This window comes from Paraburkholderia sp. EG304, assembly GCF_046543485.1.
Lineage (GTDB): Bacteria > Pseudomonadota > Gammaproteobacteria > Burkholderiales > Burkholderiaceae > Paraburkholderia > Paraburkholderia youngii.
Map to the genome: position 1 here is coordinate 15813 of NZ_JBKGUA010000039.1, position 24162 is coordinate 39974.

At 66.2% G+C, this 24162-nt stretch carries 15 protein-coding genes; 6 read left to right on the forward strand and 9 right to left on the reverse strand.

Going from position 1 to position 24162, the window contains the following annotated elements; translation table 11 throughout:
* Positions 1–6 precede the first annotated feature (6 nt).
* The 5 genes from ACLFKU_RS31880 to ACLFKU_RS31900 are packed head-to-tail and all read left to right on the forward strand — an operon-like array spanning position 7 to position 4474.
* The gene (locus ACLFKU_RS31880; protein ID WP_410851763.1) at positions 7–1053 is read left to right on the forward strand and encodes an aromatic/alkene monooxygenase hydroxylase subunit beta; all 1047 of its coding nucleotides are present in this window, start codon (positions 7–9) and stop codon (positions 1051–1053) included.
* Positions 1046–1318 (forward strand): MmoB/DmpM family protein, encoded by a 273-nt coding sequence (locus ACLFKU_RS31885; protein ID WP_129957605.1) that lies wholly within the window; start codon positions 1046–1048, stop codon positions 1316–1318. The genes ACLFKU_RS31880 and ACLFKU_RS31885 overlap by 8 nt, the downstream gene beginning before the upstream one ends.
* Positions 1319–1350: 32 nt before the next feature.
* The gene (locus ACLFKU_RS31890; RefSeq protein WP_410851764.1) at positions 1351–2970 is read left to right on the forward strand and encodes an aromatic/alkene/methane monooxygenase hydroxylase/oxygenase subunit alpha; all 1620 of its coding nucleotides are present in this window, start codon (positions 1351–1353) and stop codon (positions 2968–2970) included.
* 36 nt (positions 2971–3006) lie between these two features.
* Positions 3007–3369, forward strand: coding sequence for a phenol hydroxylase subunit P4 (locus ACLFKU_RS31895; protein WP_410851765.1), 363 nt, complete (start codon positions 3007–3009; stop codon positions 3367–3369).
* A gap of 40 nt (positions 3370–3409) precedes the next feature.
* Positions 3410–4474, forward strand: a complete 1065-nt coding sequence (locus ACLFKU_RS31900; protein ID WP_368585780.1) for an NADH:ubiquinone reductase (Na(+)-transporting) subunit F — start codon at positions 3410–3412, stop codon at positions 4472–4474.
* A 49-nt stretch (positions 4475–4523) separates the two neighbouring features.
* On the opposite strand, the gene ACLFKU_RS31905 is transcribed toward ACLFKU_RS31900, so the two are convergent.
* From ACLFKU_RS31905 to bcsD, 8 genes are all read right to left on the reverse strand, one after another.
* Complete coding sequence (locus ACLFKU_RS31905; protein ID WP_410851766.1) at positions 4524–7184, reverse strand: response regulator; 2661 nt, start codon at positions 7182–7184, stop codon at positions 4524–4526.
* 320 nt (positions 7185–7504) lie between these two features.
* Entirely contained in the window at positions 7505–12151 is a 4647-nt protein-coding gene (locus tag ACLFKU_RS31910) for a cellulose synthase subunit BcsC-related outer membrane protein (protein ID WP_410851767.1), read from the reverse strand.
* Positions 12142–13329, reverse strand: a complete 1188-nt coding sequence (gene bcsZ, locus ACLFKU_RS31915; protein ID WP_410851788.1) for a cellulose synthase complex periplasmic endoglucanase BcsZ — start codon at positions 13327–13329, stop codon at positions 12142–12144. Before bcsZ ends, ACLFKU_RS31910 begins: the two co-directional genes overlap by 10 nt.
* A 19-nt stretch (positions 13330–13348) precedes the next feature.
* Entirely contained in the window at positions 13349–15916 is a 2568-nt protein-coding gene (bcsB, locus tag ACLFKU_RS31920; RefSeq protein ID WP_410851768.1) for a cellulose biosynthesis cyclic di-GMP-binding regulatory protein BcsB, read from the reverse strand.
* A 3-nt stretch (positions 15917–15919) separates the two neighbouring features.
* Positions 15920–18127, reverse strand: coding sequence for a UDP-forming cellulose synthase catalytic subunit (bcsA, locus tag ACLFKU_RS31925; protein ID WP_368585978.1), 2208 nt, complete (start codon positions 18125–18127; stop codon positions 15920–15922).
* The gene (bcsQ, locus tag ACLFKU_RS31930; RefSeq protein WP_410851769.1) at positions 18124–18912 is read right to left on the reverse strand and encodes a cellulose biosynthesis protein BcsQ; all 789 of its coding nucleotides are present in this window, start codon (positions 18910–18912) and stop codon (positions 18124–18126) included. The genes bcsA and bcsQ overlap by 4 nt, the downstream gene beginning before the upstream one ends.
* The gene (bcsP, locus tag ACLFKU_RS31935) at positions 18909–19733 is read right to left on the reverse strand and encodes a cellulose biosynthesis protein BcsP (RefSeq protein ID WP_410851770.1); all 825 of its coding nucleotides are present in this window, start codon (positions 19731–19733) and stop codon (positions 18909–18911) included. The genes bcsQ and bcsP overlap by 4 nt, the downstream gene beginning before the upstream one ends.
* Positions 19734–19905: 172 nt before the next feature.
* Positions 19906–20361, reverse strand: a complete 456-nt coding sequence (gene bcsD, locus ACLFKU_RS31940) for a cellulose biosynthesis protein BcsD (protein ID WP_410851771.1) — start codon at positions 20359–20361, stop codon at positions 19906–19908.
* 626 nt (positions 20362–20987) lie between these two features.
* Here bcsD and ACLFKU_RS31945 point away from each other — a divergent pair.
* On the forward strand, positions 20988–23303 hold the full coding sequence (locus ACLFKU_RS31945; protein ID WP_410851772.1) for an EAL domain-containing protein: 2316 nt from the start codon (positions 20988–20990) through the stop codon (positions 23301–23303).
* A gap of 51 nt (positions 23304–23354) precedes the next feature.
* Here the strand turns inward: ACLFKU_RS31945 and hpaI are convergent, their stop codons facing one another.
* Positions 23355–24158: a 4-hydroxy-2-oxoheptanedioate aldolase gene (hpaI, locus tag ACLFKU_RS31950; protein WP_410851773.1), complete on the reverse strand. Its 804-nt coding sequence runs from the start codon at positions 24156–24158 to the stop codon at positions 23355–23357.
* Positions 24159–24162: the final 4 nt, after the last annotated feature.

Genomic DNA, 24162 nt, shown 5'->3' on the forward strand with positions numbered 1-24162 from the left:
CACCGCATGCAGATCGACATCAAGACGTCCTCGGTTCAGCAGATCCGCCAGACTTTCTCGCACGTCGCGAGAAGGCTCGGCGCGGATAAACCAGCGTCGCGCTATCAGGAAGCGACGCTGGAGCTGCAGCCCGAAGACAACTTTCATTATCGCCCGCTGTGGCAGCCGGACTTCGCGCTCTACGACAAAGGCCGCACGGCGATCCGCATGAACGACTGGTACGCGTTCAAGGACCCGCGCCAGTACTACTACGGCGCGTACACGATCGCGCGCGCCCGGCAGCAGGATGCGATGGAAAAGAATATCGAGTTCGTCACGCGGCGGCGTCTGCTCGCCGACTTGCCCGACGACGCGAGAGCGCGGATCGCCGCGCTGATGGTGCCGCTGCGCCATATCGAATGGGCGGCCAATACCAATAACTGCTTCGTGACCGGTTACGGCTGGGGCACCGCGATCACGCAGGCGACGATGTTTCATGCGATGGACCGGCTCGGCATCGCGCAGTACCTGTCGCGTATCGGTCTGCTGCTCGATGGCAATTCGGGCGCGTCACTGGTCGTTGGCAAGGCGCATTGGCTCGACGATCCGCTGTGGCAGGCCCTGCGCCGGCTGGTCGAGGACACGATGGTCGTGCAGGACTGGTTCGAAACCTTCGTCGCGCAGAACGTCGTGCTCGATGGTCTGCTGTATCCGCTCGTGTATCGGCATATCGACCAGCGTCTGTCGCGCGACTACGGCGCGGCAATCGGCATGTTGAACGAGTTCGCGAGCACCTGGTACGACGAAACGAGCCGCTGGGTCGATGCGACGTTGAAGACCGCGGTGGCGGAGTCGACGGATAACGCTGTGCTGCTCGGCCGGTGGATCGCGCAGTGGCGCTCGCGCGTACTCGATGCGCTGTGCCCGCTGGCAGTGGAAGCGCTCGGCGCGGACGAAGCCGAGGCGGCGTTCGCCGATATCGCCCAGGCGTTCGATGCGCGTATGCAGAAGCAGGGTGTGCCGCTCGTGGCGGAGCACGCAGAACAGCAAGCCGGGGAGGCCAAACATGGCTGATTCCGTATTCATCGCATTTCAGGCCAACGACGACTCGCGCCCGATCATCGAGGCGATCGAGGCGGACAACCCGCACGCCGTCGTCAACGCGTTTCCGGCGATGGTCAAGATCGACGCGGTCGGTCGGCTCGTGATCCGGCGCGAGTCGATCGAGGAGCGCATCGGCCGCGACTTCGATCTGCGCGAGCTGCAACTCAATCTTATTTCGCTCGGCGGCAACATCGACGAGACCGACGACGAATTCATTCTCGAATGGAAGGCCTGAGCGGCCGCGATCAATCGCATGGGAGACGCACGATGAGCACCACGAATACGACGCCGAAAAAGCTGAGCATCAAGGAAAACTACGCGATGCTGACGCGCGGCCTTGGCTGGGACACGACCTATCAGCCGATGGACGAGGTCTTTCCATACGACCGCTTCGAAGGCATCAAGGTCCACGACTGGGACAAATGGGAAGACCCGTTCCGTCTGACGATGGACGCCTACTGGAAATATCAGGGTGAAAAGGAACGCAAGCTGTACGCGATCATCGACGCGTTCCAGCAGAACAACGGCCAGTTCAACGTGACGGACCCGCGCTATATCAACGCGCTGAAGCTGTTCCTGACCGGCGTGAGTCCGCTCGAATATGCGGCGCACCGCGGCTTCGCGCTGGCCGGCCGCAACTTTCGCGCCGCCGGCGCGCGTATCGCGTGTCAGATGCAGGCGATCGACGAGCTGCGTCACGCGCAGACACAGGTTCATACGATCAGCCATTACAACAAGTTCTTCAACGGCTTTCACGACTTCAAGCACATGCACGACCGGGTCTGGTATCTGTCGGTGCCGAAGTCGTATTTCGAAGACGCGATGAGCGCCGGCCCGTTCGAGTTCGTTACCGCGATCTCGTTCTCGTTCGAATACGTGCTGACCAATCTGCTGTTCATGCCGTTTATGTCGGGTGCCGCCTTCAACGGCGACATGGCGACGGTGACGTTCGGCTTCTCCGCGCAGTCCGACGAATCGCGCCATATGACGCTCGGACTCGAAGTGGTGAAGTTCCTGCTCGAACAGGACCCGGGCAACGTGCCGATCATCCAGAAGTGGATCGACAAATGGTTCTGGCGCGGCTACCGGCTGCTGACGCTCGTCGCGATGATGATGGACTACATGCAGCCGAAGCGGATCATGTCGTGGCAGGAAGCATGGGAAACCTACTTCGAGAAGAACGGCGGCGCGCTGTTTCACGACCTCGAACGCTACGGCATTCGCATGCCGAAGTATCACGAGGTCGCGTCGAAGGAGAAGGATCGCATTTCACACGAGGCGTGGGGCATCTTCTACAACTACACGCACGCGGCGGCGATGCACACATGGATTCCGTCGGATGACGAAATGAACTGGCTCGCCGAAAAGTATCCGGCGACGTTCGACAGGCTGTATCGTCCGCGCTTCGAGTACTGGCGCGAGCAGCAGCAAGCGGGCAAGCGCTTCTACAACAACACGCTGCCGATGTTGTGCCAGGTCTGCCAGGTCCCGATGGCCTTCACCGAGCCCGACGATCCGACCAAAACCTGCTACCGCGAAAGCGACTATCTCGGCAACAAGTATCACTTCTGCTCGGACGGCTGCAAGGACATCTTCGACAACGAGCCGGAGAAATACGTTCAGGCCTGGTTGCCGGTGCATCAGATCTATCAGGGCAACTGCTTCGAGAAAGACGCGGACCCGAGCGCCGCCGATTTCGATCCGCTCGCCGAAGTGCTGCGCTATTACCACATCAACGTCGGCGCGGACGGCCACGAATTCGAGGATTCGCCCGACAGGAAGAACTGGCTGCGCTGGACCGGCAAGCCGAGTCACGGCGGCGAAGGGACCAAGGAAAGCGCAACCGATACCGCATCGCAAAGCACGCCGGCCGCGCAGGCTGCGTGATTCGCCCACGCCAACCGAATACCAAGGAGACACACCATGTCAGTTATTGCGCTCAGAGAAGGCTACACGGGCGAAGTGAAAGACCGGGAGGAGAACTTCCACGGCAACCGGCTGCTGTTCATCGGCTGGGAAGATCATTTGATGTTCTGTGCGCCGCATTGCATTCCGGTGCCGCCGACAATGACGTTCGCGACGCTCGCGAACGACGTGCTGCCCGGCATCTATTCCGCGCATCCCGACTGGGAGAAGGTGATGCTCGACGATATCGAATGGTTCCGCTCGAACGAGCGCTTTACGCCCGTGTTCGATCGGACGCTCGAAGAAAACGGCTTGCGTCACAAGGCGCTGATCCGTTTTCGCACGCCGGGTCTGACCGGCATTCGCGGATCGTGCAGCTAGGCCGCGGGTTCACCGGATCAGAGAAACAGGAGACGCTGACATGAGCTACCAGCTAACCATCGAGCCGATCGGCCATACGATCGAGATCGCCGAGGAACAGACCATTCTCGACGCCTGCCTGCGCGCCGGCGTCTGGCTGCCGCACGCGTGCTGCCACGGTTTGTGCGCGACCTGCAAGGTGCAGGTGGTCGACGGCGAGATCGAGCACGGCAATGCGTCGCCGTTCGCGTTGATGGATTTCGAGCGCGACGAACGCAAGTGCCTCGCGTGCTGCGCGACCGCCCAATCGGATCTGACGATCGAAGCCGATATCGACGAGGACGCCGACGCGCGCCACTTCCCGGTCCGCGATTTCACCGGCCGCGTGAAGGACAGCATCGATCTGACGCCGACGATCAAGGGCATCTTCGTCGAACTGGACGGCGACGGCATCGAATTTCAGGCGGGGCAGTACGTGAACGTGCAGATTCCCGGCGAGGACACGCCGCGCGCGTTTTCGCTCGCCGGCAAACCGGGTTCGTCGACGCTGATCGAACTGAACGTGCGGCGCGTGCCGGGCGGCAAAGGCACCGGCTATCTTCACGAAGCGCTGAAGCCCGGCGACGCGCTGCGTTTCAGCGGTCCGTTCGGCCGCTTCTTCGTGCGTGCGTCGGACCCGCAGCCCGTGATCCTGATCGCGGGCGGCTCGGGATTGTCGAGTCCGCGTTCGATGCTGCTCGATCTGCTCGAACAGGGCGACACGCGGCCGATCACGCTGGTGTACGGCGCGCGCGATCGCGCGGAGCTGTACTACCACGACGAGTTCGCCGAGCTTGCCGAGCGGCACGCGAACTTCACCTATGTGCCGGCGCTGTCGAACGAGGCCGAAGGCAGTGCATGGGAGGGTTTTCGCGGCTTCGTCCACGAGGCCGCGAAGGCGCATTTCGGCGGCGATTTTCGTGGCCACAAGGCGTATCTGTGCGGACCGCCGGTGATGATCGAAGCGTCGATCCGCGCGCTGATGCAGGGGCAGTTGTTCGAGCGCGACATCTACACGGAGAAATTCCTCAGCAATGCGGACGGCGCCGAAGCGCTCGCGAAAAGCCCGTTATTCAGGTCGATCTGAAGCATCATGAAGACACCTACGCCACGGCGGCAGAGGTTCGGTATTTAGATCAGGACGTCGCTTCGGTGTGATCGAGCCATTGCGCGAACTCGTGCCGCAACTGCGCGATATCGAGCGGCTTGCCGAGCAGCCGCGCACCCGGAATCGCCGCCCCGATCTCCGCGCTGCGACCGTAGCCCGACACCAGCAGCACGCGGATTGCGGGCTGCACTTGCCGCACGGCGCGCGCGAGTTCGTCGCCGGACATACCGGGCAGCGTGAGGTCGGTCAACAGCACGTCGTAGTGTTGCGCGGTCGCGAGCGGCAGCGCTGCTTCCGCGCTCGCGACCGCGGTGCACGCGAGACCTAGCGCGCCGAGCAGTTCGCCAAGCGCCTCGCGCGATTCGCTGTCGTCCTCGACGAACAGCACGCGTGCGGCTTCCTGGGCCGCGCGCGGCTGGGTCGCCTTTGGCGGCTTTTTCTTCGGCTCTTTTTTCGACGTTTTCTGCGGTGCATTCGTGACGCCGTACGTGTTGACGGCTTCGTACGCCGCGGGCGGAACGCATGCGGCGATACCCGCTTCTCGCATCTCGGCCGCGCGGTCCGCGCTGGCGGCGCCCGCACGTAGAACGTTACGCACCATGCGGGCGAGATCGTCGCGCCGGTACGGCTTCGACAGCAGCGTGATACCCGCGTCGAGCTTGCCGTGGTGGACGATTTCGTCGCGCGTATAGCCCGATGTGAACAGCGTGGGCAGAGGCGGCGTGCGCGCGGCCGCGCGTTGCGCGAGTTCGACGCTCTTCAGCTTGCCGGGCATCACGACGTCGGTAAACAGCAGATCGATCGGCATGTCGCTGTCGATAAACTCGAGCGCCGCGTCGCCGTTCGATGCGGTCAGCACCTTATAGCCGAGCTGCGCGAGCATTTCGACGGCGGTCAGCCGCACGTCGGCATCGTCCTCGACGACGAGTATCGTTTCGCCGCCGCCGACCGACGCCGCGGCGCCGTCGACGGTCTCCGGCGTCTCCGCCTCGCAGCAGCGCGGAAAGAACAGCGACACCGTCGTGCCGCGTCCCACTTCGCTTTCTATCGACACCTGTCCGCCGCTTTGCCGCGCGAAGCCGAACACCATGGACAGGCCAAGGCCGGTGCCGTGGCCGTCGGGCTTGGTCGTGAAGAACGGTTCGAACACGTGTTGCAGCACTTCGGGCGGCATCCCCGAACCGGTGTCGGCAACCGAGAACTCCACGTATTCGCCCGGCGACAGGTCGGGTTTGCCGCGGCAGAACGCGGCGTCGAGCGTGCGGTTGGTCGCGCGCACGGTGAGCACGCCGTCGGCGCGCATCGCGTCGCGTGCATTGATCGCGAGATTGAGCAGCGCGTTTTCGAGCTGGTTGCGGTCGACCTGCACGTTCCACAGATCGTCGCTGAGCACCGTGTCGATCCGCACCGTTTCGCCGAGCGCGCGGTGCAGCATCTCGCTCATGCCGGTCAGCAGGCGGCGCGGATTCAGCACGGTCGGCGACAGCGGCTGACGCCGCGCGAACGCGAGCAGATGCGCGGCGAGCTTCGCGCCGCGTCTGACGGCATCGGTCGCGGCGGAGAGACGCCGCTGGGTGACGGGGTCGTCGTCGGCGTCGGCGGCGAGCATCTGCAGATTGCCGTTGATCACCTGCAGCACGTTGTTGAAGTCGTGCGCGACGCCGCCCGTCAGGCTGCCGATCGCTTCCATCTTCTGCGCCTGGCGCAGCTGCTCCTCGGCGAGCGCGCGCGCCGCGATCGAATCGGCGACGCGCTGCTCGAGTGTTTCGGTCAGCTGAAGAAGCTGCTGTTCGGCGATCTTGCGCTCGTGAATGTCGATCAGCACGCCCGGAAAACGCGTGGGTTCGCCGTGTTCGTCGAACTGGCAGCGGCCGTTCGCCTGCACCCACATATAGCCGCCGTCGGGACGCCGGATCCGGTACTCGGCGCGAAACGGCTCGCCGCTGCGGATCGCTTCGGCGGTCAGGCGGTCGTTGAGCGCCTGGTCGTCGGGATGGATGATCTGCGTGGCGGCATCGCGCGCGACGCCTTTCAACGCTGTATCGCGCCCAAATGAAAAGGTGCGCGCGAAGCGTTCGTCGCCGGTGACCTCGCCCGTGCGCACGTCGAGCACCCAGGTGCCGAGCACCGCGCCGGTGTTCAGCGCAAGCTGCAGGCGTTCGTTGGTCTCGTGCAGTTCGGTTTCGGCTTGCTGGCGCAGGCGCTCGGTGAGCACGCGCCCGGTGGTTTCGACGACCATCGAGAGCACGCCGGCCGGCGCGCCGCTGTCGCCCGCGACCGGGCTGTAGTACAGATCCATCCACACGTCTTCCGGCTTGCCGTCGCGCAGCAGCACGAGCGCCTTGTCGCGATACGACAGCGTGCCGCCGGCGAGACAGGTGACCATGACGTGACGGTTGAAGTCGGCCACTTCCGGCCAGCCGTCTTCGACCGGACGGCCGAGCAGATACGGATGCCGGCCGCCCGCGAAGACCGCATAGGCGTCGTTGTAGATCATGTAGCCGGGCTCGTCCCACAGCAGCACGAGCGGCATCGGCGACGCGAGCATCGTCAGGACCGTCGAGTTCAGACTGCGCTGCCAGTTTTCGATCGCGCCGAGGCTGGTCGCACGCCAGTCGAATTCGCTGATGCGTCGCGCCATCTCGCCGCGCCAGCCGGCGCAGCCGTAGTCTTTTGCCGGAAAAGGCATGCAGCGCTCCACCTGAATTCACGTCGAAAATGGTCGGCTCGGGACCGAAGCTTCGAGGGCTTCGGACAGCCTCGCGAGCTGCAATTATTGTATGGCACATCGCCGTACCGTTGATGCTTCGAGAACGCTATTCGGGGTTTTGCCGGGTAAGCAGCCATGTCCGAAAACGTACCGATTCGGCACGTCGTTCGATGCATGGGCAACATTTACCGCGAGGCGCGTTTGCAGCGCAGCGAAAGCGGAAGAAGCGCCCGCTTTTCCGGCGTGGATCGATACGCGACGTACGCGCTATGCGAGGCAGTGCGAATGAACGCGGGGCGTCAGTTAGACAACGACAGATACTGCGAGGTCAACGGCACCGGCGGGAACGGCTGCAAACCGGTCTGCTTGTTGAAGCTATAGCGCACGTACACGGCCGCAAGCCACTCGCGATATTCATAAGCGTTGCCGAACGACGCGGTTGCCCCGACCGCGAGCTGCGGCGCGAGCTGATATTCGCCAACGCCGCTGATCGAATACGACACGCCGGTCTTGCTCTGCCCCGGGTAGACGGCGGTCAGACCGTTGCCGAGGGCTTGCGCGGCGGCGGCCGCGTCGCCCTGGCGCGACGAGCCGTCGTTCAGCGGGAAGTAGTTCGACGCATCCTCGCGGTAATGCTGCACGCCGATCGAGCCTTTCACGTCGTACGTAAACAGGCCTGCGCGGCCCGACCATTCGACCGGCAGATTCAGGATCACGTACTGCTGCGGACTGAAGTAGCCGCCCTGGCCGTACGTGAAGAACGACAGATTGCGGTTGTAGCCCATGATCGTCGTGTTCACGCCGACCGTCAGCGTCTGGTCGGCGTCTTTCAGCAGACGCGTGTAGACGCCGCCGCCACCCTTGACCGCGTTGTTGCTCGGCACGTTGTTGCCCATGTAGTGCTGATACGACGCGTTCACGTACAGGCCGCTCGTGCCGTCGTCCCACGCGAGGCTGGCGCGCGCGCCGGTCGACGTGACGCCGCCCCATTCGAGGCCGGCGGCCGCATCGCGCGCGCCCGCATACGACAGCAGGCTGTCCGTCACCGCGCGCCGCGCGACCGCGATCGAGTACGAGACCTTGTCGGTGATGCCGCCGTTGTATTGCGCGCCGCCGACGATGTTGGTCTCGCGAAAGCCGATCGGCGTCACGCCGATATCGCCGCTGATGCTGCGGCTGTCGTAGCCGACCGACAGGCCCACACCGCTCGCGGTCTGGCTGCCGTAGTTGTTGGTGCCGTTTTGCGCGGCGTTCTTTGACGAGTCGGTCGAAAGCCCCGCGCCGAAGCGCGCGAGCGTCGACGTACTGTTCGACGCGGTGCCGGCGTCGAGCGTGACCGGGGTCGCGGTCACGACCACGTGACCGTTGCCCGCCTTGATGCGCCCCTGGATCGGCGCCTCGATGTCGGTCAGCGACGACAGGCCGTCCTCGCCGACGCGATTGCGGAAGATCAGGCCGCCCGACACGGTGCTCGACTGCTCGCGATTGATCTGCGCAAGCTCCTCGGCGACGCCGAGCGTCTGCGCGTTTGCGACGTTCGGCTGCGGGTTGTTCCGCGCGCTGCCGCCGGGCGGGTAGTACGGCTGTGCATAGCCGGCCGGCGGTTGCGGAATGTACGGCTGCTGCGCGTAGTAGCCCTGGTTCGGGTATGGCGGCTGCGGTTGATAGGGCTGCTGCTGCGGGTACGGCTGATACGGCTGATACGGCTGAGCATAGCCCTGCTGCTGCGGATACGGCGGCAGTTGCTGCGCGTAGACCGGCGTCGGCTGGCTCGTTTTCGCGGTGCTCTTCTTCGTGTTCTTCTTCGCGCTGGTGCGGGTCGATCCGTACGGCAGCGGCGTCGCCGACGCGGCGTTGGCCTGCGCTTCGCGCGCGGCTGGCGACATCGGCCATGGAGTGGCCGCATAGCCGTCCTGCGCGCCGTAGGGCTGCTGCGGATACGCCTGCTGCTGCGCATAAGGCTGCGGCTGCGGATAACCCGCGTTGTACTGCTGCTGCGGCATCGGCTGCATCGGCGCTGGGCCTTGCCCCGGATAAGGCTGCAACGGCGTGCCCGACTGGCTCGAGCCATAGGATTCCTGGCCGTAGCCGCCGACCTCGGCGGCGGAGCGGGGCGCTCCATATGGTGCGGCGACGGGGGCGGGCTGCACGGCGGGCGCGTTATAAGGCGTCGCGGCGGGCGCCGTATAAGGCGCGACATACGGCGCGGGCGGAGGGGGCGGCGGATAGTTCGGCACGGTCTGCGTCGGCGAGGAAGACTGCGTGTTCAGGAACGGAAGCGCGGGACGCGCGCCATTGTCGGCATCGCTCGAAGTCGCGATCGCCGTCTTGCCTTCGAAGGGATTGGTGCCCGGCAGCGGCGTCGCGCCGATCTGGCTCATCGCCGCTTCCCAGCCGCGCGGCACGTTGCTGCCTGCGGTTCGGGGCGCGTTCGCGACCAGCGGCGTATTGGCCGCGACCAGCGAGCGTTGCAGATAGGTCGACGCGAGCGACAGATTGCCTTGGGCGCGATACATGCGGCCCACCGTCGCGAGCACGCCCGGATCGTTCGGTGCGAGGGCGAGCGCCTGGTTCGCGAGCGTTTCGGCGTAGCTGAACTGCTTCGAGCCGGCCGCGGCCGAGATCGCCGCCTGCAGCAGGCTCAGGTCGTCGGGGCGACGCTGCAGCGCGACGCGAAAGCTCGTGAGCGCGTTGCGGTCGTCGCCCGCGCTCGCGTACATGCGCCCGAGCGCGGCCTGCAGGTCGGGGTTGTCGGGCATCGCGGCGAGCCATGGCGCGATCACCTCGTAGGCGCTTGCGAGATCGCCGCGCAGGCGTACCGCATCGGCCTGCCGGATGACGATGCCAAGATTCAGGTTGTCGAAGTCGGTGCGCTGCTGCGGCGTCAGCTGCGTGGCCTGCAACTGGCGCATCACGTTGCCGAGCTCGACCTGCTGGCCTGCCGCGGACAGAATGCCCGCGTACTGCAGCAGCAGATCGGTATTGCCGGGCGCCGCGCTCATCGCGGCGCGCACGAGACCCAGCGCGCGGGTCGAATCGCCGGCCTGCTGGTACGCGCCGGCGATCACGCCGATCAGCTCGGGGTTGTTGCCGGCCACCGGCTCGGCGGCGCGCAAGGTCGCGATGGCCTGCTGCGTCTGGCCGTTCTTCGCCATGCGCGTCGCGAGATCGGCCTGCTGATGCACCCACAGCCGATGCTGCAAGGTCGTCATCGCGTCGGTGCGCTGCGCGGGCGCAATGCGGTCGAGCTGCGCGAGACCGGTCGACCAGTCCTGCGTTTCCGCCGACAGCAGCGCACTCGCGTACAGCGCATCGGTCATGTCCGGATGGGTGGCGAGCAGGCCGTCCATCATGCTGCGCGCATTCGCGACGGCGCCCTGGCGCACGTAGATGCGCGCGAGGTCGAGCCGCAGCCACGGATCGTCGGGCTTGTTCAGCAGCGCGTCTTCGAACAGGCTGCGCGCGGTGCCGAGGTCGCCGCGCGCTTCGGCCGCGCGTGCCTGCGCCGCCTGCGCATCGCCGCGCAAACGGTCGATGCCGCCGACCTTCGCCTGTTGCTCCGCGTTCAGCTGATTGGCGAACTGCAGCGCTTCGTCGGCGCGGCCCTGTGCGGCGAGCGCGCCGACGAGGCCGCGAATCGCGTCGGGGTTGTCGGCCTGGCGGCGCAGCGCCATCCGGTACGCCTGCTCGGCGCCGGCCGGGTCGCCGGTCTGAAGCAGCATTTCGCCGAGCTGCACCTGCGCGGTCACGTCCGAAGGATTCAGCGCGATCGCGCGCTCGAACAGCGCCTTCGCCTTCGCGAACTCGCCGTTGCTGCGCGCGCCGATCGCTTCGCTCGTGTAGGTCCAGTAGGTCGCGCTGTCGAGCGCGGTTTTCCAGCGCGCCGGATTGGGGCCGCGCGAGGCGCGCTCCAGGTAGTTGCGCGCGTCCGCGAATCGCTCCTGCTTCAGCGCGGCGATGCCCATGCCGCCGAGCGCGTCGGTATCGTTAGGACTGTTTGCGAGCACCGACGAGAACCTGGCGCGCGCGGTCACGACGTCGTCGCGGTCGAGCGCGGCGAAGCCCTCGGCGATCACGCGGCCGCGCACGTCGGCGGCGGCGTTTTGCTGCGCGCGGGCGCGCGCCGCGGCGTCCTGCTGCACCATCGATTCGTAGCGCGCCTTTACCGCGGCATCTTCACCGGCGGTCTGGAAAAACGATTCGTACAGCGCGGCGTCGGAGGGCCGCGCGTCGAGCCACAGCAGCGCCTGGCGCCAGCTCTTTTTCGCCGCCGCGCCGACCGAGGTGTCCCCCGCGAGCTTCTGCAGCCGCGCGATACCGTCGCGCCGCGTGACGTCGCGATAGGTCAGATGCTGCGCGTACGCGAGTGCGAAGCGCGGGTCGTTCGGGTTGTCGTGCGCGAGCTGTTCGAGGCCGCGGCGCGCTTCGTCCCAGCCCTGCGGCGTCGCCGAGAGCGCCTGGTAATACTCGAGCTGCAACTGCGGCGTGGCGGGCTTGCCGGTCAGCGCGCGCTGATACTCCTGCACCGCGCTCGCGCTTTGGCCGGCTTGCGCGAGCCGGCGCGCTTCGTCGATCGTCTGATCGCGCGGGCTGGCCTGGCCCAGCCGGCGGCCGAGCTCATCGAGATTCGGATAGTTCGGCGCGGCCGCCTTCAGCCGCGCGAGGTATTGCTGCGCGCCGGCGCCGTCCTTGCGGTCGGCCAGCACCATGCCCATGCCGAACAGCGCGTCGGGCTGCTTCGGATCGATGCTGAGTACCTTCTGCCAGGCCTGCTCGGCGAGATCGCCGCGCTGATGCGACTGCCAGTACTTGCCCTGATCGATCAGCACGCTCAGCGGGTCTTTGCTCGCCTGCGCGAGCGCATCGGGCGCGGTCGCGGCCACGCAGTAGACCACGCCGACGGACAGCGCGATGCGCAGCGACACGGCGAGAGCGTTCAATCGCATCCGGCCCTCCAGGCGGGCACGAGGCTGCCGGCTTCATCGAAGCGGTAGCGGCCATCGATGAACCCCGTGCCGAACAGGCCCAGCACACGATCGTAGTACACCGGTTCGCGGCCCGGCACGCTCGCGTCGAGCGCGGCGAGCCGCGTGCGCGCGAGTCCGAGGCCATGCTCGTCGCCCAGCGTCTTGAAGTACGGCGCGAGCGCGCCCCAGTAGCTGAGCGGGCCTTCGCCGCTCGACGCGCCGGTGGTCGACGACACCTTCTCCGGCGGGAAACCGTTCTGCGCGACCTTCGCGCGCATGCCGCCGAGCGCGCCGAGCCACGGCTTCGCGAGCGGATCGGCGGGCGACGCGAGGCCGGCCCACAGATAGACGCGAATCGCGTCGTAGCTGCCGACATCGCCGTTCTTCGGATCGACCGCGAACCGGCCGTTCTGCCACGCCGCCCAGTCGGGCGCGAAGCCTTGTGGCGAGACGGTTTTGACGAACTGATAGGCGTTGTCGGCGAGCTTGGCCCACGGGCCGTCCGGCACCTCGTGCGCGAGCGCGCGCAGCACCGGCAGCGGCAGATAGCTCGGATTCAGACGCGTGACGCTGCCGTTCCTGAAACCCTGCGCGCCCGGCAGCAGCATCGGCCCGAGGCCGGACAGGTTCGCGACTTCGTCGTGAGCGATGCGCTCGGCGAGAGCCTGACCGAGCTGCGTGTAGGCGGGGTTGTGCCACAGGCGGCCGGCTTGCAGCAGGTCATAGGCGATCCAGAGATCGGAATCCGATGCCGAATTCGGATCGAGCACACCGTACGAGCCGTCCGGCTTTTTGCCCCATTGCCATGCGGGCAGGCGCAGGTTCTGCGGATCGAACTGATCGCCCGCGAGATTCGCGCGGGTCCAGCCGAGCAGCTTGTCGAAGGTCGCGCGGTCGTTGGCGACCAGCGCGAAAAAGAGCGCGTAAGACTGGCCTTCCGAGGTGGTCTGCTGGGTCGGTGTCGAGTAGTCAATCACGCGGCCGTCGGCCTGCACGAAACGTTGCACGAAGGTTCGCCACGCGCTCCAGTCACCGCAGGCGGCGCCGTTCTGCGCGGCCTGCGCGGTGCCGCTCGAAGCCGCAAGACTCGCCGACGCCGCGATGCCGATACCGAGCGCCAGCGCAAAAGAGGTCCTTCTGTCGATCCGGAACCGCATACGAGTCATATCCGTTCCATCAGTCCTTCAGTCGACGCGCGGCAAGCGCGCGCAGCGTCCGGTAGCACAGGCCCGCGATGATCAGCGCGGCGAGCACGCCGCCGAACAAAAGCAGCAGCGGATGCGACGACAGCGCCCAGCGCAGATACTCCTGCGGCGACAAATGGCCGACATAGTATGCGGAGCCGTTCGACGTGATGGTGACGTCGCGGCCATGGATCACGGCCATCGCGCCTTGAATCTTCGGCAGCACGTCGGCGTCGAGCAGCGCGGCGGACAGGTCGGCGTCCGACGGACCGGCCGCGCTGATCAGCGCAACCGCGCTGCGGCCGCTCTGCAGCGGCGACTCGAAGCCGGTCAGCAGCGCGGCGCCGCTCGAGCTGACCATCGTCAGATCGGCGCGCGCGGGTGTGCGCTCGACGCCGCGCTCGCCATGCCACCAGTCGCGCAGCTTGAACACGAGGTCGGTGAGCTGGAACGTGTGCGCGTCGCCGTTACTGGAGAACGGCATCGACTTCGACCAGCGCTGCAACAGCGGCTGCTTGCCGGGCGCGCCGAACACCAGCAGGTCCTTGTCCGCGAAGTGGTCGACGTCGGCCGCATGGGTGACGGTCACCCCGGCGACCGGAAAGCCGGTCGATTCGCCCATCCGGCCCATCGTCAGCAGATACAGGCTGTAGTCGCTCGGGTCCGGGGCGTCCGGCAGCACGACGGCGGTCTCGGACAGATCCGCCATCCGCGTGAACGGGAAGCCGCTGTTGGCGAACGCGGCCAGGTCGGGCAGCGCCATGTAGTGCGGGAACGACGACAGGTCGATCGTCGAGTTCGGATCGATCGCGCCGACCACGTTCTGCAGCAGGCGGCCCGCGCATTCGCCGGTGTTCGGGATGTCGTAGTAGAAGTGCAGGCGCAGTTGTGTGCGCGGCGTCATCAAGAGCGGCGGGATGCGGATGTTGCGGCGCGCGTCGGCGGTGCCGTCGGGCATGATCAGGTTGAAGTAGCGGCTCATCTCGAACACCGAGGTCGAGCGTGCCGGAATCGGCAGCGCCTGCACGAAGCCGTTGTTCACGCTGATGTTCAGCGACGAGCGGTCGCGCGCCGGCCGCACCGTGTAGCGGTAGCGCAGGTTGATCGGCGCGCCGCGCGTGTGCCACATGAACAGATCGGGCGCCACACGCATGTTGATGCGCACCGCGTCGGCGTCGTAGCCGAACACGGTCAGGTCTTTCGGATCGGCGAGTTCGCCGAAGCGCACCGCGCGGTCGGTCGCCAGCCAGTTCGGCGCGTCGTAGGGCACGCGCGGCGTGATCGCGTTCAGCGACGTGATCGTCGCGCTCGCGCCGGACAGCGTGCTATGGCCGATGCCGAGCGACTTCGCGGCGGTCTTCAGCTCGGCCTCGTCGCGGCCGAGCACGAGCAGAAGCTTGCCGCGCGCGTTCGCGTCGCGCTCGACCACCGCGATGGTCGGCCCGGTAATCTCGGGAATCGTCACGCCGGCTGGATGCTGGTCGCTGGTCGCGAACACGACCGCGTTGCCCGACAGCGGCGGGCTGTCGAGCTGGGTCGGAAACAGCGCGCCGCGATAGCCGGCGAGCGAGCCGAACCACGACGCGACGATGCCCGCGGCTTCGAGCGTGCCGTTGCCGGGTTTCTGCGCGAACACGAACGGCAGTTCGAGGCGGCGCACGTCGCGGCGGTCGAAGAACGGCTGCGGCAGCGCGGCCAGTTCCGCCTTCGTCGGGAGCGACGCGTAGCTCAGGTCGAGCGAGCTCGCGTTGCTGATCGTCGCCCACAGCGACGAGTTCGCGGGGTCTTCGCAGGCCGTCGTGTAGTGGCCGATCAGTTGCAGGTTCAGGTGATTGAAGTCGGTGATGAAGCGCGGATCGATCGTGATGTCGCGCGCGACCAGCATGCCGGCCTGCTCGTGCGGCAGCGGCAGCGTGGCGGCGACCTCGCCGTTGATCAGGACCTTCAGTTGCGACAGGTTCGCCAGCAGCGCGGGCGAATAGCTGTAGATCAGATGCAGCGTCGCGCCGGTCACGACTTCGTCGCCGCGCACCGAGAACGCAATGCCGTTCTGGCCGTCGACGCCGCGCAGTTGCAGCGGGTCGAGCGCGCCGAAGTCCGCAAACGTTAGCGTTTGACGGCGGCCTCCGGGCACCAGCGTGCCGGGCTCGGCGGTGGTCGGCGTGCGCATGCCGAGCGCCTTCACCGACGAGGCCGCGAGCGCGGGCGTCGGCGTGGCGAGCTGGTCCTGGGCGATCGCGTTCGGATCGAACGGCACCGCCGCGCTCGGCGCGGGCACGTTGCCGACACCGGTCGCGACTTGCGGGCTTTGCGCCGCGCCGGCGGTTGCGGCGGCGGCCGGGGCCGGCTTGGATGCCGGGGCGGCAGCCGGTGCAGCCGCGTAAGCGAGCGGCACGAACGACGCCAGCGCGGTCTGCAGCGCAAGCCAGCAGGCGACGCCTCGCATGATTCGCCGCGAGTGTCGCGAGCCGTGGAGGGCGAACAGACGCGATTGGGGTCCAGTGCTGTTGCGCCCGTGAGCCGGGTGTTCGATCTTGTCGTTCGGCATCCGGTAGCCCATAGATCAGTCTTTCGTTTTTAGCTTCTTGACGTCCGCGGGACGGCTTTTGATCGAACTGCGCAAGTCGTCGTATAGATGCTCGAACAGACCCGCGATGCCGCGCACGCCGACCCTCAGCACATGCGACAGGCCGCGCAGCGGCGTGTCCGTCTCGCGTCCCTCGGCCCAGCCGGTCCACGCGTCCGCGCGGGCGAAGGTGGTCTTCACGAACTCGTACTCCTGTTCGGGCGACATCGACGAAAAGCGCAGGCCCACGCGGCCCGGCTCGGTAAAACTGACGGTGGCGGGAAACGCGTACTCTTCGTCGCCGCGAAACAGCGACACGGTCACGGGCTCCTGCATCGGCACTTCGATCTTGCCGGGCAGCGCGACACCGACGCCGCCTTCCGAGTAGTCGATCGTTTCGCACGCGAGCGTGCGGCCGGTCGAGAACTTCAGCATCACCGGCATCTTCATCGCGACGCGGGGCACCGCGCGGATCTGGCGGCGCTCGCTCGCGGCGGCCACGCTCGCGCCGAGGATCAGCATGTTGTAGCTGGTCCACGCGAGATTGAGCAGCGTGGTCTCGACGATGCTGCGCACGTGCCAGTTCAGATAGATGTGCACGAGACCCACGAGGAAGCCGAGCAGGTTCAGCAGCAGCAAAAACAGGTACGGCCGCGAGATCGACCAATCGAAATAACTCTTCTCGATCACGCCGCCCTTGGCCGTCACGTTGAACTTGCCGAGCTTCGGATTGATCAGCGCGAGCAGCGTCGGCGCGGTGATGTACGACGCGAGCACCGACTCGTACACCTCGGCCCAGAACGAATGGCGGAACATCCGCTGCATCCGCGAGTTCGTGATGCTCGCGTGCATCATGTGCGGCAGCGCGTAGATCGCGATCGTGCTAGCCGCCGCTTCGATCACATGCGCGCCGAAGAACAGGTACGACAGCGGCGCGGTCAGGAACACGAGACGCGGCACGCCGTAGAAGAAGTGCATCATCGCGTTCAGATAGCACAGGCGCTGGCCGATCTTCAGCCCCTTGCCGGTGAGCGGATTGTCGATGCGGAAGATCTGCGTCATGCCGCGCGCCCAGCGGATGCGCTGGCCGATGTGGCCCGACAGGCTTTCGGTCGCGAGGCCGGCGGCCTGCGGAATCGCCAGATACGCGGTGGTGTAGCCAAGGCGGTGCAGCTTCAGTGCGGTGTGCGCGTCCTCGGTCACGGTTTCCACCGCGATGCCGCCGATCTCTTCGACCATGTTCCGGCGCAACAGCGCGCACGAGCCGCAGAAGAACGTCGCGTTCCACAGATCGTTGCCGTCCTGCACGAGGCCGTAGAACAGTTCGCCTTCGTTCGGCACCTTGCGGAAGGTGCCGAGGTTGCGCTCGAACGGGTCGGGGGAGAAGAAATGGTGCGGCGTTTGCAGCATCGACAGCAGCTTGTCGCGCAGGAACCAGCCGAGGCCGATCTGCAGGAACGAGCGGGTCGGGATGTGATCGCAGTCGAAGATCGCGAGGTACTCGCCGGTCGTGATCTTCATCGCCTCGTTGATGTTGCCGGCCTTCGCGTGACGGTTGTTCGTGCGGATCGTCCAGTTCACGCCGACTTCCTCGCAGAACGCCTTGAACTCGGGGCGGCGGCCGTCGTCGAGCACATGGATCGACATCTTGTCGGCCGGGTAGTCGAGCGCGAGCGCCGCGTAGACGGTCGGCTTCACGACCGCGAGCGGCTCGTTGTAGGTCGGGATGAATACGTCGACGGTCGGCCACTCGTCGCGATTGGCGGGCAGCGGCATCGGCTTGCGCTTGAGCGGCCACGCGGTCTGGAAGTAGCCGAGCATCAGCACGAGCGTCGCGTAGAGCTCGGCGGAGACGAGCAGCAAACCCCAGGCGGCGTCGAGCGGCCGCTCCCAGGCGGTCGTTTCGGTCAGACGCCAGTACATGTAGCGGCCCGACGCGACGATCGACAGCATGATCATGACCATCGTCGCGTAGCGGCCGGGCAGACGGCGAAACATCAGCGCGAGCACGAAGCACAGCGTCGCGAAGGTCAGCTGCTGATAGAACTCGAGCGGCACCGTGAACACGAAGTACAGCATGTACAGCGCGAGCAGCGTGACGAGCCCGGTGACGATGCGGCTGTTCCAGAAGTTCGCTTCGATGAAGCGCTCGAACCGTGAAGGCTCGCCGCCCTCGGGTTCGCGGGAGGAGGCTGGGCTGCTCATGCGACGTTCCTCGGCTGGGCGGCGATCGCGTCGAGCGCCGCCATGAGCCACGCGCCGCACGCGCGCAAATCGGCGGCGGCCTGACTCAGCGGATCGTAGTGGATCAGCGTCGTGTCGCAGGCGAGCGCTTCGCTGACGCCTTCGTCGAGATGGATCACGCCGGGGAACACCTTGCCGGCGAGCATCTGGCGCAACACCTTCAGCACGTCCTTGGTCAGCTGGCGCGACTGGTCGATCTGGTTGACCACGTAGCCGACGCCGCCGAAGTCCGCACGCGGCGCCGCGTAGGCTTCGATCAGCCGCTCCATGTGCGGGATCGCCGCGTACGACGCGGCGTCAGCGAGCACGATGTTCAGCGCGAAGGTGGCCGCGCTCAGCGCGGTTCGCGCGTAGACCGACGAGCCGGGCGGCGTGTCGATGATGACGATGTCGGACGCATCGAGCCGCAGGTTCTGCAACGACTGCGCGAGCCATTGCGGATGCTGGTCGATATGCGCCTCGAGGCGGCGGCGGTCATCTTCCAGCAGCGCGCCGTACGGCAGCACGGTCACGCCGTCGATGCCGTCGAACATCACCGTTTGCCACGGGTTGCCGGAGAGCGTTGCACGCGACACGCCGTCGACGCTGTCGAGCGGCACCCCGAAGTGCAGACGCAAGGCGTTCTGCGGATCGAGATCGAGCGCGATCACGCGCCGGCCGCTGTTGGCCAGCACGGAGGCGAGGTTGGCGGCGAGGGTGGTCTTGCCGACCCCGCCTTTGGCGGATACCACGGCAATGACTTTCATGGCCGACGCGGACCGTTGGTGAGCCACGACGGGAAGCCGCCGCGCGCGGGGCCGGCGGGTGGCTGGGCGCCTTGCACGGGCGTGCCGCGCAGACGGTCGAAGAGCGCGTTCAGCGACGTGGGCTGGGGCGCGGGCACGGCAGCTTGCGGCCGCGTGGATGGGTTCTGCGCGGCGAACATCTTGCCGAGGATCGACGGTGGCTGGGCCGGATGCGCGGGCGGGGCGGTGTAGGTGGGTTGCGTGGCCTGTAGCGGTGGCAACGGCGCTGCCGGTGCGGCGCTGACGCTGGGTGCGACCCATGCGGGCGCGATCGGTGGAATCGAGGTTTGCGACGCTGCCAGAGCCGGTGCGGAGACCGGTGGGATCGGCGCGATAGGCGCGATAGGCGCGATAGGCGCGGATGGGGCAGCAGCCGGCACGCCCGGCGCGGCAGCCTCGTCGGTTTCATCAGCGGTACGGAAGCGCGACGCGCCACTCGGCGCCGCCGGCTGCGCGGGACTCACCGGCACAGGAGGAATGTCACGCCGGTGAGGGCGCGTGAAGAGCGGCGCCTTCGCCCGCGTCACCGATGCCATGTCCTTCGGCGTCGTGTCCTCATGGACGGCGACGGGCCGTGGCGCCACGCTCGCCGGCGGCTGCTGTTTCGGGTCGCGAAGCTGGCCGATCGCCGGAATCGCCGGTTGCGTCAGATCGAGCGTGACGAGCAGCGGCCAACGGGTGCGCGCGGTGCGCGCGTCGTTCTCGCGACCGATCTCCTGGTACGCATTGGCGTCGCCGCCGAATTGCTCGAACAGTTTTTCGATGTCGTTCGATGAACTCATGATGCCGCCGTCCGGTACATACCGTGCATTGCCCCGAGCCGATTCCTCGGAGCGCTGTTATTTGAACTGCCTTCCCTGCTTCCACGCGTCGGCTGTATCGACGTCGCACATTTCTTGCATTACTACCGCACTGTCTTGAACCTGATATGTCGTTCTTCAGAGCCGCTGATGCTCAGGCCGGATGACGGCCGAGGCGGAATTCGAGCGAGCTGTCCTCGCCGAACGCGCTCGTCTGCACGACCGACAAACCCTGCGCGCCCAACGCGCTCAACCAGGTCTGATAGGCGCCTTCGAGAAACGCCGGCGTCCAGGCGAGCGCCGCTTCGCCGAAGGCCGGCAGCGGCGCGCAATAGTGAATGATGCGCAGCGACTCGGCCTCATCGGCGAGTGCGACGTATCCCCAATCCATCTGATGCCAGTAAGAGTTCAACACCTGCTCGAGTTCCGCCGTCGATCCGCAGGCGGGCAGCGGATGCGCGAGCGCGAAACGATTGCCGACGCGATGCATCAGCTGACGCAATTCGTCGCGTCCGATTTGCGCCTCGAACTCGCTCGCCAGTGCGCTCAGCATGCCGCGCCATTGCGGTGAGATCTGGCGTTCAAGCAGATAGTCGAGGATTGGGACCATGTTTTCCGGAAGTGGTCGCTACCTGTTGCTCATTCGCAAACGTTTGAGCAATTGAGCAGCGGAGTCGTTCGGCAATCGCGTGCCGCGCCATTTACGTCATTTCTGCCCGATTGTCTGCATTGCGGCACACTCGTCAGAAGTCTACTTAAGACACTGGCTTTTAGCCACATTCCGTTGCTCAGCATATGCGTTTATTGATGCGCATTCGAGACACATGAATTACGTAATTTTTGCTGCTTCAATAAAAATTGAAACGTTTGCTTGTGCTTCGCGCACAAAAAGCTTGCGCAGCAATAGTCGCATTCGCCGACAATTCCGGCACGCTTTGAGCTTAACGCTCTAAATGATGCATTTGGCGGGTGGTAAATCGCGCGAATAGCAACGCGCAATTGCCTGAAACCGTAATGAAAGTTATCGTCGCTTGCTGGCAATGGCCGAGCACGAGCTTCGATTCAAAATAATTCGCAATGGGTAGGCGGCCAAAGCGGCGGGGCGCGATCGAGTGATGGCGGTGTAGTCGAGCGCATAGCAATTCATGCGTCGTTTCACGTTAGCCATAAATGTTTATCGAACGTTTGCCGATAACCATTGGCGGAGTGACCGGAAACCCAGCCTGATCAGCCTCTATGTCTGCCATCCCAACGCAGCACCTGTCCCAGCCGAGTATGCGTGAGCGCTTTCACCGGCGCTCGCTCGAGCATCAGCGGCCGCTTGCCCTCATGAAGCTGGGCTTCACGGTGCTGGCGTTCCTGTCCATGGTGGAGGCGCGCGAACTGGTCAGCGCACCGTCCGCGCCGCTCGTGTACCGGCTACTGTGCGCGGTCGTGCTTGCTCTGCTGGTACTGGCGATCCCGTGCACGAAATCGACGGCGCTGTTCGGCGCGATTTGCGTCGCATACGAGCTGGTGCTGATCGGCGGGCTCGTGCTGAATGAGCAAGGCCTTGCAAATCCGTTGCCGTGGCTGTTGCCCGCGTTCGTCGTGATACCGATCTGCGCGGCGCCGATATGGCTCACGCCCGCGCATTTCGCCACCGGCAGCGCGCTGTTTTACGCGGTGGCCATCGCGCTGCTGCGCGGCAAAACTCATGCGCCCGAGGTCGACGTGGCCGTGTGGACGTGGGTCATCGCGATCGGCGCGCCGACGACGGCGGTGTTCCATTTCGCCTTCTACCATTTCCGCCGCAATCACTTTCTGCTCGAAAGCCAGCTCGCGCAACTCGCCGCAACCGATTCGCTGACCGGCCTGCAAAACCGCCGCTCGTTCGTCAAGCACGCCGAGGGACGACTCGAGACGCTGGCGCCGGGCGCGCGGATCAGCGCGATCTTTCTCGACATCGACAGCTTCAAGTCGCTCAACGACCGCTTCGGCCATGCGGTCGGCGACCACGCGCTGTTTCAGGTCGCGCAGGTGCTGAAGGACGCGGTCGCGCTTTACCACAGCGTGAGCCGCATCGGCGGCGAAGAGTTCGCGCTGCTGATCGACGACGACCTCACCGGCGCGCTGCAATTCGCCGAGCGGCTGCGCCTCGACATCGCCGCGATCGAACGGCCGGACGGCAATCTGACCGCGAGCTTCGGCGTGGCCGAGCACCGGCGCGGCGAAAGCTTCATGGTGCTGCTCGATCGCGCCGACGAAGCGTTGCTGCGCGCGAAGCAGACGGGCCGCAACCGTGTCTGCGCCGAGCGCGCGCGGCCGTTCGACGCGCTGCAGCCGCCGTTCGACGACGTGCTTGCGCCGCGTTACCGCTGGGAAGACTTCTATCTGATCTCGCACTTTCAGCCGCTCTACAGCCTGTCGCATCAGAAGCAGGTCGGCTTCGAGGCGCTGCTGCGCGGCGAGCACGACGACGGCACGCTGGTGCCGCCGGTCGTGATGTTCGCGCCGAAGCCGTCGAGCGACGAAGGCGCGCTCGACCGCGCGAGCCACGCGGTCCATCTCGGCAACGCGCGCCGCGCGCTGCCCGGCGATGCCTGGCTGTTCCTGAACATCTTGCCGTCCACCTTCGTCGCCGACGGCTATGCCGATCAGTTGACGAAAATCGTGCGCGCCGCGGGGCTCGAACCCGAGCGCGTGATTCTGGAGATCCTCGAATCGCATGGCGGCAGCGTCGACGAGATGTCGCGCGCGGCGGCGCGCTATCGCCAGCACGGCTTCCTGATCGCAGTCGACGACTTCGGCGCGGGCCAGTCGAACCTCGACCGGCTGCTGCGGATCCGGCCGGACATCGTGAAGCTCGACGGCGAGCTGATTCGCGCGACCACGCACGGCACCCAGCAGCCGATCCTGCCGAAGCTCGTGTCGCTGCTGCATCAGGCGGGGATGCTAGTGGTCGTCGAAGGTGTCGAGACGACCGACGAGCTGATTCTCGCGGTCGAGTCGAATGTCGATTTCGCGCAGGGCTATCTGCTCGGCCGGCCCGCTGTCGAGATCGCGCCGCCCGAGTCGGTGCACCGCCAGATCGACGATGCATTCGACGTGATCGCGCAGGGCCGCGCGCATCAGTATGCGTTGTTCGAATCCGAGCTGGAGCCGTACCGGGTCGAACTGCGGCGCGCGGCCGACGGCTTGCGCGCCGGCGTCACGATGGACGACGCGTTCGCGCTGCTCGCGACCTTCAAGCGCTGCATCAGCTGCTTCCTTCTCGACGATACCGGCCGCCAGATCGGTCACGAGGTGCGCGGGCCGGCATGGTGCAAGGACGCCGCGTCGCTGCAGCCGGTCGCGAATCCGCGCGATGCGCGCTGGGATCATCGGCCGTACTTCCGCAATGCGGTGCTGCTGCCCGGCGAGGCGATCACCAGTAATCCGTATCTGTCGCTCGCGAGCGGGCGGCCGTGCATCGCGGTGACCCTGGCCGTGCATTTGGCGAGCGGGCGCTGTGTGATGGGGGTCGAGCTGGATTGGTCGGCGCGAGGCTTGCCCTGGCCGGCGGGGGAGTAGGGGAAGGCCGCGAGCGCGGGGCGGGTGAGGCGGCCCGCGGCTTTTGTTGCGTCAATATCCGCCTTTGACACGCGGTGCGACCGTCGCTGTGCTCTTGTACGACGCAGCGAGGTCCGCGGCCGCGCGGCTCAGCAAGCCCGTGTCCGTGCCCACCGCGACGAAGCTCGCGCCCGCTGCCAGATATTCGGCCGCCAGCGCGGGATCAGGTGCGAGCACGCCCGCCGCCTTGCCGGCGCCGCGCACGGTTTCGATGCCGCGGCGAATCGCGTCGCGCACGCGTGCGTCGCCCGGTTTGCCGAGCAATCCCATCGACGCGCTCAGATCCGACGGCCCGAAAAACACGCCATCGACGCCATCCACGCGCGCGATCTCCGCGAGGTTGTCGAGGCTCTGCACGGTCTCCGCCTGCACGATCACGCATAGTTCGTCGACGGCAGTGTTCAGATAGTCGGGCACACGATTCCAGCGCGACGCACGCGCGAGCGCGCTGCCGACGCCGCGGATACCCTGCGGCGGATAACGCGTGGCCGCGACCGCATCGAGCGCCTGCGCGGCCGTGTCGATCATCGGCAGCAGCAGCGTTTGCGCGCCGATGTCGAGCAACTGCTTGATCAGCGCGGCGTCGCTTTTCACCGGCCGCACGACCGGATGCGACGGATACGCAGCGACCGCCTGCAGCTGCGACAGCGTGCTGCGCACGTCGTTCGGCGCGTGCTCGTTGTCGATCAGCAGCCAGTCGAAACCGGCGGTGGCGAGCAGCTCGGTCACGTAGGCGTCGGCGAGCGCGGCCCACAAGCCGAACTGCGGCTTGCCGTCGGCGAGCGCGCGTTTGAAGGGGTTGGTCGGCAAGGACATGTCG